Source organism: Leptospira semungkisensis (genome assembly GCF_004770055.1).
Taxonomy (GTDB): Bacteria; Spirochaetota; Leptospiria; order Leptospirales; family Leptospiraceae; genus Leptospira_B; species Leptospira_B semungkisensis.
In genome coordinates this window covers 290,251-303,710 of record NZ_RQEP01000010.1, presented here as the reverse complement: position 1 = coordinate 303,710, position 13,460 = coordinate 290,251, and the positions used below count along the sequence as shown (strand labels likewise).

The 13,460-nt window shown below is 42.7% G+C and carries 15 protein-coding genes; 6 read left to right on the top strand and 9 right to left on the bottom strand.

Annotated features, from left to right (window positions below; genetic code table 11):
* Window positions 1-7: 7 nt before the first annotated feature.
* From EHO59_RS08995 to EHO59_RS08970, 6 genes are read right to left on the bottom strand one after another with little or no spacing between them, the layout of a single operon-like run.
* On the bottom strand, window positions 8-403 hold the full coding sequence (locus tag EHO59_RS08995; RefSeq protein WP_135587083.1) for a zinc ribbon domain-containing protein: 396 nt from the start codon (window positions 401-403) through the stop codon (window positions 8-10).
* Complete coding sequence (locus EHO59_RS08990; RefSeq protein WP_135587081.1) at window positions 403-987, bottom strand: cytochrome c-type biogenesis protein CcmH; 585 nt, start codon at window positions 985-987, stop codon at window positions 403-405. The genes EHO59_RS08995 and EHO59_RS08990 overlap by 1 nt, the downstream gene beginning before the upstream one ends.
* Window positions 984-3,167: a heme lyase CcmF/NrfE family subunit gene (locus tag EHO59_RS08985; protein WP_135587079.1), complete on the bottom strand. Its 2,184-nt coding sequence runs from the start codon at window positions 3,165-3,167 to the stop codon at window positions 984-986. The genes EHO59_RS08990 and EHO59_RS08985 overlap by 4 nt, the downstream gene beginning before the upstream one ends.
* 34 nt (window positions 3,168-3,201) lie before the next feature.
* Complete coding sequence (locus EHO59_RS08980; protein ID WP_135587077.1) at window positions 3,202-3,606, bottom strand: cytochrome c maturation protein CcmE domain-containing protein; 405 nt, start codon at window positions 3,604-3,606, stop codon at window positions 3,202-3,204.
* The gene (locus EHO59_RS08975; protein ID WP_135587075.1) at window positions 3,603-4,439 is read right to left on the bottom strand and encodes a YdcF family protein; all 837 of its coding nucleotides are present in this window, start codon (window positions 4,437-4,439) and stop codon (window positions 3,603-3,605) included. Before EHO59_RS08975 ends, EHO59_RS08980 begins: the two co-directional genes overlap by 4 nt.
* 2 nt (window positions 4,440-4,441) lie before the next feature.
* Entirely contained in the window at window positions 4,442-4,621 is a 180-nt protein-coding gene (locus EHO59_RS08970; protein ID WP_135587073.1) for a tautomerase family protein, read from the bottom strand.
* A 145-nt stretch (window positions 4,622-4,766) separates the two neighbouring features.
* Here EHO59_RS08970 and EHO59_RS08965 point away from each other — a divergent pair, with 145 nt between their 5' ends.
* Window positions 4,767-5,303, top strand: a complete 537-nt coding sequence (locus EHO59_RS08965; protein ID WP_135587071.1) for an Mpo1 family 2-hydroxy fatty acid dioxygenase — start codon at window positions 4,767-4,769, stop codon at window positions 5,301-5,303.
* Window positions 5,304-5,350: 47 nt separating this feature from the next.
* On the opposite strand, the gene EHO59_RS08960 is transcribed toward EHO59_RS08965, so the two are convergent.
* Window positions 5,351-6,190: an amidohydrolase family protein gene (locus tag EHO59_RS08960; RefSeq protein WP_135587069.1), complete on the bottom strand. Its 840-nt coding sequence runs from the start codon at window positions 6,188-6,190 to the stop codon at window positions 5,351-5,353.
* 297 nt (window positions 6,191-6,487) lie between these two features.
* On the opposite strand from EHO59_RS08960, the gene EHO59_RS08955 reads away from it, so the two are divergent.
* Complete coding sequence (locus EHO59_RS08955) at window positions 6,488-7,507, top strand: SDR family oxidoreductase (protein ID WP_135587067.1); 1,020 nt, start codon at window positions 6,488-6,490, stop codon at window positions 7,505-7,507.
* On the opposite strand, the gene EHO59_RS08950 is transcribed toward EHO59_RS08955, so the two are convergent.
* Together EHO59_RS08950 and EHO59_RS08945 are read right to left on the bottom strand one after the other, a co-directional pair.
* The gene (locus EHO59_RS08950) at window positions 7,492-8,274 is read right to left on the bottom strand and encodes a helix-turn-helix domain-containing protein (protein WP_135587065.1); all 783 of its coding nucleotides are present in this window, start codon (window positions 8,272-8,274) and stop codon (window positions 7,492-7,494) included. The genes EHO59_RS08955 and EHO59_RS08950 overlap by 16 nt on opposite strands.
* Before the next feature lie 5 nt (window positions 8,275-8,279).
* On the bottom strand, window positions 8,280-9,107 hold the full coding sequence (locus tag EHO59_RS08945; RefSeq protein ID WP_135587063.1) for an alpha/beta fold hydrolase: 828 nt from the start codon (window positions 9,105-9,107) through the stop codon (window positions 8,280-8,282).
* Window positions 9,108-9,255: 148 nt separating this feature from the next.
* Between EHO59_RS08945 and EHO59_RS08940 the strand changes: the two genes are divergently transcribed.
* From EHO59_RS08940 to EHO59_RS08925, 4 genes are all read left to right on the top strand, one after another.
* Window positions 9,256-9,633 (top strand): SMR family transporter, encoded by a 378-nt coding sequence (locus tag EHO59_RS08940; protein ID WP_135587061.1) that lies wholly within the window; start codon window positions 9,256-9,258, stop codon window positions 9,631-9,633.
* Between the two features lie 228 nt (window positions 9,634-9,861).
* Window positions 9,862-10,734 carry a polysaccharide deacetylase family protein gene (locus EHO59_RS08935; RefSeq protein ID WP_135587059.1) on the top strand — a complete coding sequence of 291 codons (873 nt, stop codon included), beginning with the start codon at window positions 9,862-9,864 and terminating at the stop codon, window positions 10,732-10,734.
* A gap of 89 nt (window positions 10,735-10,823) precedes the next feature.
* Window positions 10,824-11,996 (top strand): CaiB/BaiF CoA transferase family protein, encoded by a 1,173-nt coding sequence (locus EHO59_RS08930; protein WP_135587057.1) that lies wholly within the window; start codon window positions 10,824-10,826, stop codon window positions 11,994-11,996.
* A gap of 488 nt (window positions 11,997-12,484) precedes the next feature.
* Window positions 12,485-13,426, top strand: a complete 942-nt coding sequence (locus tag EHO59_RS08925; protein ID WP_210413053.1) for an MBL fold metallo-hydrolase — start codon at window positions 12,485-12,487, stop codon at window positions 13,424-13,426.
* Window positions 13,427-13,460: the final 34 nt, after the last annotated feature.

Below are 13,460 nucleotides of genomic sequence, written 5' to 3'. Positions count from 1 at the left end.
TTTCAGATCAAGCGACTAACTTGGTTCCGCAGTCCGGGCAGAATTTTGCCCCTGCGATCTCTATTTTGAATCCGCAATTGTGACAGAACTTCGGAGCTTGTGCAGTCTTCGCAGGTTCCGCTTTGGCAATAGGTCCGGATTCTATTCTCTTGTCCTGCTCTTCTAATTCTTGGATCAATCCAGCAGATATAGATTTGAATTCTTGCTCGGTCAATTTTCCGGTATCGAATTCTATTTTAAGATCTTTTAAATTATCTAAGAGGATTGCTCTTCTATCAAATAACTCGGAGCGTTCCGTTTCTGTTTCGAGTTCCTTATTTTCTAAGAAGAAGGTTACGTACAGAAAAGGCGAGATCAGAAGCCCCACCAAAAGTATATAAAAGAAAATTAATAAGAAATCCACTATTTTTGTTTTTCCTCGATTTCTGAGATATATCTGTCAAAGGAAGAATCGCCTTTTGTTTCCGTAGCGATTGCGGCTTTGGGTGCAGTTCTTCGTTTTAAATAGAGATAAATGAGAAGCACTCCAAAAGCTCCTGCGATAGCTATGCTAAGATCGATCCAAGTAGAATCCGGTTTGGCCAAGATATCCGGACCGAAACCGACTACAATGCTTTGGGCCATTCCCTGATTTCCGTTCTCTATGAACTTTGCAACGATAGGATCGGATACGATTTCCGGGCCGAAGCCATGGATCATCTTATCTACGATTGTGTCCGCATCTTCTCCTGCTCTGATCCGATTCTCTATGAAAAGTTTGAGTTTAGCGGAAACGGTGCAATTATTGAAGGAACAACTTTTGATGGGAATGGATGGTATGCAAATACATCTGATTCTTTCGGTCACATTATGAAAGATACGGATCTGGTTTGGATCGGTAAGATTCGTAAATGTGGAGTCGCTAAAGATAGACGAAGAAGTAGAAATTGCGAAAATAAAGGCCGCAACGAAAATCGATTTATGATTCTTGAATATAGAGGTTTTCATTTTCGACTTTCTCCTATCGGAAGAAGGATCAATAGCCCGGAAAGGAAGAACATTAGAGAGCCCGCCCAGATGAATTTGACCAAAGGATTCACCCAGATCTCCAGGTTGGCAACGATCTGTCTTGGAAAACTAAGATACTGTTCTAGTTTGATTGCAGGATCTCTGGTAAAGAAATAGCTCAAAAACATTCTAGGCAGATCCGGGTTTTCATCGGAGAGATCCGCATGTTCTATCGCTCCTAGTTGGATGTACAGATCCTCTTTAGGAGTAGAAGAAATAGATGGCTCACTCGTTGGGATATGAGTCTCGAAGTCTCCGCTCAAATGAGAGATCTGAGGATAGTATCTGCGTTCGGTCACCATGGTATCGAAGTCCTTGAGTTGTCGTTTGACATGGAAGGTTGCTTCATGGGACACGATCACATTTCTATGATTTACTCCCTTGGAGTCGTCACCGTTTATGATCGGTTTGATCTTGAGTGTGCTCGCAGTGATCGTATAATCTCCTAGAACTGCTGTGTCTTGGCTTGTATAAATGACTTCGTTGGTTTGGGATAATTCTAAGAAGTAGAAAAATTTAACGGAAGTGTTTTGTTTGAATGCATTTCCTGCGAGGCCGATAAAAAGAATGACCATGGAAAGATGCACCAGGTAGCCACCGTATCTTCTCTTGTTTTTAAGAAGCATACGAAATCCGGCTACGAAGTAATTTTCATTCGGGATTGCAGCTCTTCTTGCTTTGATCCCGCTATGATATTCTTGCACGATCCCTGCGATGGTGAATATACCTAAGCCTACGGTAAGAACGCTATAAACTTCTCCCAATACATCGCCTAAACTATAATCGCTGATCGAAAAATTGTAGGAGTAATAAAGAATATAGAGCCCAGCACCGATTGCTCCGGCGAGCAAAGGCTTGAATAATGTAGTAAAGAAGATCTTATCTGCACCTTTTCTCCAAGCAAGTAGAGGCGCCGCACCCATCAATAAAATGAGAAGAATTCCTGCAGGAACTCCCCAAGAATTAAACCAAGGAGCCTTGTATTCTACTCCGGAAAGTAAAGGAGAGAATACGCCTAAAAGGATCGAAAGAGTTGCGATGACCAATAGGAAATTATTCAGAAGGAAACTTCCTTCTTTCGAAGTCATTGCCTCCAAATTTCTTTCCGGCCTCAGTTGATTTCTTCGATAGAGGAGCACTCCTATATGAGCGAAGAAACTGACACCTATATAGATGATAAAAGGAGTTCCGATGCTGGATTTGGAGAAAGAGTGAGGTCCTTCTAATACTCCGCTTCGAGTGATCCAAGTTCCTAAAAGACAGAAATGGAAGGCTAAAACGATCAGAAGCATATTCCAAAATTTTAACATTCCCCTTCTTTCCTGAATGATCATGGAATGAAGAAATGCAGTGGATAAAAGCCAAGGCATGAGGCTTGCATTTTCTACTGGATCCCAAGCCCAGTAACCTCCCCAACCCAATTCTTCGTAAGCCCATTTAGAGCCTAAAAGAATTCCTGTGCCCAAGAAGAACCAGGAGAAGATGCTCCATCTTCTTACGAATCGAAACCAATTCTCAGACAATTGGCCTGTGATCAATGCAGACGTAGCGATCGAGAATGGGATCGCAAAACTCACGTATCCGACATACAGGATAGGAGGGTGAATGATCATGGCCCAGTGCTGCAAGAGAGGATTTAGTCCTCTTCCCGCAACTGCAGCGGGTTGGAATTCACGGAAAGGTTGAGCGTCCGGAAAGAAGATCGCCAAGAAAGAAAAGAAGCAAGAGATCAGAGCCAGGCTGAAATGCATGACCGGAATTCTATCGTTAGCTAAGTCCTTGGTTTGCCAAAGAACGATAAATGTGAATAAGGAAAGAAGAAGATTCCAAAAGAGCAAAGAACCGGAAGAACCGGACCAGACAGAAGTCATCTTGTAGAACATCGGAAGATGTTCGCTGGAATGCATCGCAACGTAATAATTGCTCAGATCCGTTCTCATCAGCTGGACTACGAGCACCGTAAATGCAAGTAAGATGAGACCGAAATTGGCCATCAAAGTGTAACGGCCGAGCTCTAAGGCACGGAAATCCTTTTTATAGATCCCGTAACCGGTCTGGATCAAAGAGAATAATAAAACTGAGAAGGAGGAAATAAGACAGAGGGCGCCTAAATCGTTCATTTAAAAATCCTGAAGATAAATATATAAGAAATAATTAATACTCTTTCTCTTCTCCCTGATATCCGGCTTCGTATTTAGAAGCACATTTGGCTTCGACTCTATCGGCTACCAAGACTCCTCCTTTCCAAACTCCGTCCACTCTGGCTCTTGTTCCTTCTTTAAAAGCGTCCGGAAGAAGAGTAGCTCCCGTAAAGAAAACCGGGACTTCTTTGTCGTTCAATTGAAGGGTGAATTTTGCGGTCTTTCCTTCGCGGATCACGGTACCCAATTTTACAAAGCCTCGAACTCTTAAAAGTTCGTCCGGCTCGTACTTAGCGGGATGAGCTGCCAATTCGGAAGCATCCAATAGAGTGTAAGAGGTTTCTTTAGAAGAGAAAAAAGCGATGGCTGCCAGAGAGATTGCGATCACACTCGCAAGTGCTGTAAATTTTATGTTCATATATAGGCTGAAGTCCAGTTCTTAGACCAAGGATATCGGAAGCGGAGGGGAAGAAAAGTGGAAATACTCTCTCGGACCTTATAAACGAAAAGCCCGATCCTCTCCTTCCAGGCGATACTTGTATTCTCAAGGCTATGAGAAGAAGGAACAAAATCATCAATGGTCAAAACCTTGACCCTGGAGCGATAATCCGTCGGCCAAGGTCTGATATTCAATCCTGTTTTTCCAAAGACCAAAATGGATCTCTCCATGTGAAATGCAGACGTGATCAGTATAGCCGATTTCCAACCATTTTTGCGGAATAGCTCCGCTGTCATTTCCGCATTCTCCTTGGTATTCCTACTTTCTGCTTCCAGAACAATTGAATGATTCGGCACTCCTAGAGAACGAAAGAATAGAGAAGCGGACTCGGATTCTTTTCTAGTTTGAAAGAACAGATTGCCTGAACCTCCGGTAAACACAATCCTCGGCGCCTTCTTCTTTTGGAAGAGGAAGACTGCATCCGTCATTCTCTCTGCAGCAGAAGTCAACTGCACTCGATCATTATGAAGCGCAAGATTATCCACGGCTCCACCTAATACTAAAATGGCATCCGAGTTTGGAAGGTTCTCCCATTTCACTGGAGGATAGTTTTCTTCCAAACTCGAGATCATCCATTGAGAGAAACTATCAGTAGAGCACATCCAAAGAAATGCTGTTGGAAGAAGGATCCAAATCTTCTGTTTGAATTTAGGAAGCCTTAGGCCAAAGAAGATCAGAAGAAGTAGACTTGCTGGAAGAGGGAATAAGAAGGCACCCGCAAGTTTGGAAGCTCCGAAGAAAAGAGTATCCATACTCACTCGAGCAGATCGCCGCCTTTCGCCCAATTTTCTCTGGAGACCTCATCAATAACGATATAGGTGGTTTCGGGAGCCTTGCCTGCTACCTTCTCCAATGTGTTGGTAAATTCTTTTACAATGGTTTTCTTTTGCTCTTTGGTAAGAGGGCCGGCGACTTTTAGGTTCACATAAGGCATGTTCGTATCGATTCCTTGGATCCTCTTCTAAATTTATTTCGAACGAGGATTATGCAACGGATTTTTTTCTAAAAACGGCAGGTTCGTTCAAGCCGAATGGGGCAGTCGGGCTTATAATGAAACTCGAAATTGTGAGGAGTTTTACATGAAGTTCGCTAAGGAAATGGCTTTCTATTCAGCATATCACCAAGAGAAGAGAAACGTATGGATCCACGTTTTTGGAGTTCCTACGATTACATTTACACTCTTCTTGGTACTGAGTAGATTTCAAGTATGGAATTTAGGAGGGTTTAGTATCACCGCATCAACCATATTCGGTCTTGTAGTTATACTCTATTATTTCTCTCTGGATTTTATTTTTGCTGCGGCGACTACCATCGTTTTCGGATCCTTAATGGCATTGGCACAGTATCTGACTGCCTCTCTGGATTCTACAACCGCTTGGACAGTATTCGCTGTCGCTCAGTTGGTCGGTTGGGGATCTCAATTTTACGGACATTTCATCTTTGAGAAAAGCCGTCCTGCGCTTTTCGACAATCTATTCCAGGCAGTGGTTTCGGCTCCGATCTTCGTAGTAGCGGACGTATTCTTCGAGCTTGGATATAGAAAGGATGTGCAAGAAGCAGTCCGTAACGAACTTGCCGCTCAAGGTAAGTTGAAAACATTCAGCACCGCTCACTAAACATTCTCTATCCCTACAACGCCCGCATCCGCGGGCGTTCTTCTTCTCTAAATATTAAACACTCTCTTAGCATTCGAATAAAAGAATCTCTTTAAAGAAGATTCCGGAAGATCCAATTCCATAGCTTGGTCGGCGCATTTTTTAAATTCTAAATGAGGAAAGTTCGTGCCGAATAAAACCTTACTTCTTCCTGAAGTTTTCATGTACTCTATGAGTTGCTTAGGATAATGAGAAGGAAGATGAGCCGAGGTATCTATATAAATATTCTGATGCTTCATACAAAGACCGATCATCTCGTCTGTCCAAGGAAAACCTATATGACCACCCACGATTTTTAATTCAGGAAAGGTAAGTGCAACTTCATCAAGATAAGGCACTGGTCTTCCAGGTTCGGAAGGCATGAGTGGACCGGTATGTCCTACTTGAGTGCAATATGGAATTCCAAGCTCAACGCATTCTACAAAGAGAGGATAATATAATTTATGATTGGGAGGAAGTTTCCAAAGCCAAGGAAGTACGAATAGACCTTTGAAGCCATAATCTAAGATTGCTTTCTTAAGTTCTCTCACTGCCTCTACAGGTTTCTCCAAATTGACTCCCGCAATTCCGACGAAGCGATCCGGATATTTTTTCGTATATTCATAGATCTGCTCGTTGGTGCAAACCCATTGACCAGGGCGACACCAAGCCCTTAGCAGTAATTTTTCAACTCCTGCTCGATCCATAAGCTCTACAATTTCGTCTGGTCCTAGGTTTTTCTTCGCGTAACCACCTGAACCGGAGCGCTTAAATAAGGATAAGATCTCTGGCAATTTTTCAAACATGGATAAGAGGGAAGGTTGAGCCCAGGCATCTATGATCTGGCCTTTGTATTTTTCTTCGTTCATTCCGAACTCCTAATATTCTAGATCAAAGAGTATCTCCTGGAAAGTTTTATGTAAAACTAATTATTGTATAGGAGATGATTTTTTAGTTCGCATTACCAAACTAATCTAGGAGGAATTTCATTCGAGTGACAAAACTACAGTTTCGAATCAAAAGGAATCACGGTTGACTATTTTTACTAATTTAGTAAAGTTAAACAAATTAGCTTGAAAGGTTCGTAAATCCGGATCGCATCCGTAGAGAAAATCTAATTATGGAATACTTGATGTATTTTGGGATGTGTTAAGATTGGAGGAAGGATGAGTACAGTATTAGTCACCGGAGGATCCGGATTTTTAGGAAGCCATATCATTTCGCAATTATTGGGAGAAGGTCATACGGTCCGCACCACAGTTAGGAATTTAAAAAGAGAGACCGAAGTCCGAGCCATGCTGAAAGAAGCAGGAATAGATGCAGGTGATCGTCTTTCCTTTTTCGAGGCAGATCTAGAAAAGGACTCTGGATGGAAAGAAGCCGCCCAAGGATGCGATTATGTTATGCATGTAGCTTCTCCTTTTCCAGCAAATGTACCTAAGCATGAAGATGAATTGATTATTCCAGCACGAGAAGGAACTATGAGAGTGCTGAAGGCTTCTAGAGATGCCGGAGTGAAAAGAGTGGTACTAACTTCTTCTTTTGCTGCGATCGGATATGGGCATAAGGCGCAAACGATTCCTTTTGATGAAACGAGTTGGACCAATCTGAATGCAAATGTCCCAGCATACAATAAGTCCAAAACGATTGCGGAGAAGGCGGCATGGGACTTTATTCACCAAGAAGGGAATGGTTTAGAGCTCTCCGTGATCAATCCGGTTGGGATTTTCGGTCCTGCCTTGGGCTCGGATTTTGCAAGTTCTCTCGTTTTACTTCAGCGTTTGTTAAGCGGGGCCATGCCTGGTTGTCCTGAAATTTACTTCGGAGTTGTCGATGTGCGAGATGTTACCGATCTGCATGTAAAGGCAATGACTCATCCGGATGCAAAGGGAGAACGCTTCCTTGCGGTGTCGGGTAACTTTATTCCTATGATAGAGATTGCGAATATACTCAGAGCAAATCTAGGAAAGGCAGCGGAGAAGGTTCCAAAGAAACAACTCCCCAATTTTCTCGTAAGAATCGGAGCTCTATTTAATCCTCTCGCGAGACAAATCCTACCTGAATTAGGAAAGAAGAAAAACGCGAGTAACGAAAAAGCGAAACGAGTCTTAGGATGGAAGCCTCGCTCTATAGAAGAAGCGATCCTTTCCGCCGCAAGAAGCTTGGAGCGTTATACGCAAAAATGAACGGTTACATTCGTATTCGATCCTAAAAATCGAGAAGGTTGCACTCCGAACATTCTCTTGAATGTCCTACTTAGATGAGCCTGGTCCGCAAAGCCGGCAGCATGAGACGCATCTGTAAGATTTCCGCCTTCTTTCAATAGTTTGGCGGCTTCATGCAATCTCAACCAAAGCTGATATTGTCTTACCGGAAGTCCCATTTGCATTTTGAATACATGCATGAATCTTGTTTCGGAGAATCCGATCTCTTTTGCGAGTACCGGAACGGAAATTGAACCTGGCAATGCAGCCTTCATTCTTTCGGTGGCTTCTAAAATTCTAGAATCCAAAGAAACTCTTGCAGGTTTTTGAGAGCCTACTGTGCTTAGAATATCTTCGAAGAGATCTTTGGCCGATTGGCAATTTACTTTTTCTTGAAATAGATTTTTGCAACGATCCAACACTATCTCTAGATCGGAGAATGGTATCTCGGAGATCCCTTTTCTTCCGAATCTTGCTGCCACTCCTGCATAATCGATCCCGTATGGATCCATTTGCAAGACAATCAGATCGGAATGTTCTGCAAGAAGTGTATGATACGTATTTGGAGCGAGAACTACGGCTTGGTAGTCTTTACTTTCGTCAGATTCATTTACGATCTGAAAACTGGAAGTTAAGGAAATAATGATGGAAACCGCATAATGCGAATGAGGATCCGTGATCAGCCCTTTGTGAGCGAGTAGGACCCTTCCGCCGAAATAAAACAGAACTCCGTTATGGCTTCCTTCCATTTTGTTTATAATCTTTTTAGAATTCTCTCTAAAGTACGTTCAGGCAGTTCGAATGGAAAGAAATGAGAAGTATTTTCCCAAAGTTCCAGAGAAGAATTCGGATTTCCTTTCATGATCCTTTTTGCCGAACCAGGAGAACATACTTCGTATTCTTTTGGAATCGTAATATGGGTTTCAGTGGTAAATTTTCCATACTGCAAGAAAGCAAGAGGATTGAGAGAAGTGAAGATCTTGGCTTCCATCTCGGGCGGACAGCATAGGACCCATTTGTCTCCTTCTTGTTTCAGGCAGGATTTGAGATAATCTTCGAAGATCTCGTCTTTCCAATGCGAGAATGTTGGAGTCTTTCGAAATGCTTTGCGAACAAGATCCAGACTCTTGAATTCTCTCCTTCTCTTGATAGCTCCTCTTGCCAAAGGGTTTCCGAATAAAAGAGAAAGAAATGTATACGTTATATTTAAGACTACTGGATCGAGTGCGAATATTTTAGAGAATAATCCTGGTCTCTTTTGGCTAGAAAGAAGAAGACTCGCTCCTCCCATTGAATGGCCTATCCCCACAATATTTTGTAAATTCTCTTCTTCGATTAGGGCAAAGACTTGGTCTCTTAAGAAAAACCAATTCTTCCAATTCATATTCGGTTCAGAATTACCATGACCACAAAAGTCGAGTGCAATCACTCTATGAGTAGAAGAAAGTTCACGGATCAGATAAGAGTAACATCCGGCTGCAAAGCCGTTCGCATGTGCGATCAGGATCGGAGCTTTTTCTTTCGGACCTGAATCGATATAGGAGAGTTGGATCCCTTGGAATTGAAATGTTTTTCTATGCATTCAAGATTTGCCCTTGCTATTTCCTTTCCTTTGCGTTGGATGGACAGGAATTCGAGAATTGGAATCCCGAACCCGAAAGACCGGGATAGTACATCCTTTCATTTGGAAGATTCCAAGAAAGCAAAAATCGAACATTAGAGAAATACGAATGAAAGCAACTGTGATTCTTGTGTTTATCGTCGCACTCTCCTTCAACGCTCTTGCAAACATATTGATTAAGGCTAGTTCTTTAGGAGATAAAACGGATACTACTCCAGGTATAGAGGGATTAATTAAAAGTTTTATTCATCCTGTTTTCTTTGCAGGACTCATGTCTTTCGGGATCGCTTTGCTTGGGTATCGTTGGGTCTTAGGAAAAGGACTGAAATTATCCTTGGCATATCCGTTATTCACTTCAGCAGGATTCATCATCGTGTTGCTCGCTTCTGCAGTTTTCTTTAAAGAAAAATTAAACTGGTCTCAATGGACTGGGATCGCATTGATCGTAGTCGGAGTATGGCTGACTGCGGGAGAAATGTTCGACTGAGTTCCCGTTCTTTTTCGGCCTCCAACAAATAGGTTTCCTACAAGTTTCAAAAATTTCCGATTTTTCATTTTTATTTCCGGATTTATAGAGAAGGATCCGGAAAGATAATATTCCCGTTCTGTAAAAATCAGTTCTTCTATCGGTCTAATTAGTAAGAGGATAAGCGCAAATTAGATTCTGATCGTTCCCATGCTGAAAGTATTTTGCTTTTAGGAAAGGTATAATCTTATGAAGGCATTCGTTTGTGCGTTTGCTTCGCTTTTTTTCTTTTCTCTCCATTGTAGTGGTGCAGACCGAATCTCCGATCTACAACCTTCTTCCAATCAATATGCATTAGGATATTATGAAGGAGATCCTCTCCCGAATAAAACCGCTTATCTTACATTCGATGATGGTCCTTCCGATTGGACTTCCGAGGTACTGGACGTATTGAAGGAAGAAAACGTGAAGGCAACATTCTTCGTTTGCGGCGCTTGGCTTCCGAAGAAGAGCAGGACAGGCAATAGTTTTCATAAATACAAAGATACTCTTATTCGAATGAAGAAAGAAGGTCACGTGGTCGGCAATCATACCTTAGGACATCCGAACTTGGCGAATATGTCCGAAGAAAGGATCGAAAAACAGTTAGATGAGAACGAAAGGCTTTATAGACAGGAATTGGGAGAATATTCAGAAAAGTTAACATTACTCCGTCCTCCATTCGGATCTCCTTATAATAGGAATCTGAGCGAGGAGAAGAAGAGAAGGGTAAGTTCCGTTCTTCAGAAGAAAGGAATCGTATTCATGTGGTCAAAGGCGTTCGATTCTTCCGATTCCAAAGAATGGGTACGTGGAGAATGGTACGAGAAGGGACCGAGGATCAATACCGAGAGTGATAGATTCAAGGCAAAGATGGAACGGATCTACACGAGACTTACTTCTAAGGCTGATGGACAAGGGATTGTCATCCTATTCCATGATACTCATCCGACTACGAAAGAGGTTCTTCCATTCGTAATAGAAAAACTAAAAGAAGAAGGATATAAATTCGGAACCGCAGAAGATTATGCGAAGTGGCGCTGGGGAAAGACCACTAAGCAAGTTTTAGAAGAGGAAATGTGAACGCTGTTTTTTTGAATTAAAAATGGCTTTCCTTTCCCACTTTCAGATCTAAATAGGTCGGAAGTTAAACAGCAGGAAGAACAATTATAATGAACAAAGGTCCACTTTCCGGAGTAAAGGTTGTAGATCTCAGCCTTCTTCTTCCCGGTCCTTTATGCTCCATGTATCTGGGAGATATGGGAGCGGAAATCATCAAGATAGAAAATCCAAGAGCAATGGATGCCACTAGAGTCATGTTTAAGAAGGACAACGGCGCTCCTTCTCTCTATCTCATGTTGAATCGCAACAAAAAGGCAATCACTCTCAATCTGAAACGGGAAAAATCCAAAGAGATCCTATTCAAACTCTTGGAAGACGCGGATATTCTTTTAGAAGGATTTCGTCCGGATGGACTCTCCAAGATGGGATTAGGTTACGATGATCTGAAGGAAAAATTTCCTAAACTGATCTATTGCGGTATTTATGGATATGGTGACTCGGGTGCGTATAAGGATTTCGCGGGTCATGATCTAAATTATCTTTCCTTGTCTGGAGTTCTTTCTCAAACAGGCAAGCGTCCTCAGGCGCCTGGGTTTCAATTGGCGGATATAGGAGGAGGAACTCTTACTGCGTTATCTTCCATTCTTGCAGCATTATACTATAGAGAAAAGACAGGTCGAGGCCAAAAGATCGCAGTTTCGATGATGGAAGCTTCTCTCCAGTTCATTTCTTTGTATGGAGGGATCTATTCGGCTACAGGAAAGGATCCGGAAGGAGGCAATGAACTTCTCTCTGGAAAATTACCGAACTATAGTACGTATCAAACCAAGGAAGGTAGATGGGTCGCGTTAGGCGCTCTTGAGGAAATGTTCTTTAAGACTTTTCTTCGCCAATCCGGTTTAGATTCTCATTTGGAAAAAGTTCCTATCGCCGAGTCACATTTTGAAGAATGGAAAAAGATCCTAACCGAATATTTTGCATCTAAAACGTTAGCCGATCTCGAGCCTATCTTTCAAAATCCGGATTCTTGTTTAACTCCAGTGAAAACGATGGATGAAGTGGCGCATGATCCTGTTCTTCGTGAGAAGGGATTGATCTTGGACCGCAAGCATCCCGAGTACGGAGACTATATTCAGTTCGGTTCTCCGTTTCCTTTTTCCGAAAGCAAAGTCACGTATCGCAGCGAACCTCCAGCTCACGGAGAGCATAATGCTGAAATTCTGAAATCTCTCGGATATTCGGACGCTGAGATCGAAGAATTAAAAAAGGACAAAGTGATTTAATAAGCGAACGAACTTTTGGGCGGTTCTTCGCTTCGCTCAGACCGGGCTACTTCGGATTCGCGCATTCGCGCTCATCCGGGCTTCGCCCGGACTAAAGTCCTACGTATCCCTACCGCGGGAAGCGAACAAAGGTTAGTTCCTACAAGGATTGGAAACAGTTCCTACGCTGTGGGAACTGTTGAAAATTGAGCTTGTGAGTGCGATGATTTTGTGATATAGGGACAAGGCTCTCCCACGGGCCCACCTCCACCACCCAAACTAGGGCGGGGGCCGCAATTGTAAACCTAGACTACGTTGTTATCCACGTATGCAATTTCGTTTCCATTCTCGTTTGACTTCGTTTCGCTCAGTCACCCTCCTGGAATCTCACTCCCTATGAGTCGCTTAATTGGGCGGGGGCCGGTGAAATTACTTGTGGGAACTTTTTCCGGAAGGCAAAAAAAACTTTTCGCACGCAGGAAATAAATTAGGGTCTATTTCCTGTGAAAATGAAATATCTACTCAACCTATCTATCTTCCTCGTAATGTTCCAATATTGCGCGGTAACTTCCAATCAATCCGTTTCCGTATCTAAGGGGACCGCTTCGGAATTACAAAGCATTCCTTTGGCCGAAAAAGGTCCGATCGTTTTTAAAAAGATTCTAGCGGCTGATTGGCTAGCGGATCGCGATGGACTCATCAATTTCAAAGATCCGAAAGTAAAGGCCGCAGGCCTACAGCCCGGAAAAGAGCCGATCCAAATTTACTATTATGTAATAGATCATCCGAAGTTCGGAAGATTTGTAGTCGATACCGGAATGGCGGATGTATTTCGGAAGGATCCGAAAGAATGGCCTGTTTCTGGACTAGTCGCGTCTCAGATGAATATTCCTGATTTGAAGATTCATACTACAATCAAGGAATGGAATGCAAAAGATCCTAAGAAAACAGACGGGGTCTTCTTAACTCATATGCATTTGGATCATATCTTTGGGGTTCTGGATTTTCCTGCGGGAACTCCGATCTATACCGGACCGAATGAGCCTGGCGATTCTCGTTTTCTTCACATGTTCGTGCAAGGAACTACTGATAAGGTACTTGGACCCGGTACCATTCTTTCCGAGTTGAACTTCACCGGAAAAGACGGTTCGAAGATTAATATGATCGATTTCTTTGGTGACCAATCTTTTTACGTTATCTATGTTCCAGGTCATACTGCAGGGAGTTTGGCTTTCTTAGTGAAGTCGACAACAGGAACCCAACTGCTTACAGGAGATACCTGTCATACAAAATGGGGTTGGGAGAACGGTGTAACTCCAGGAGGTTTTACTAAGGACCAAGAAGCGAACGAAGTGAGTTTAAATCTTCTCAAGCAGATCGCTGCAAAATTTCCTAAGATACAAGTCCATCCAGGACATCAAAGTTTAACTCCTGCGCTTCCTGCGAAGTAAACAAAGTTTCCTTTAATAGAGAGCATAGCTTTAG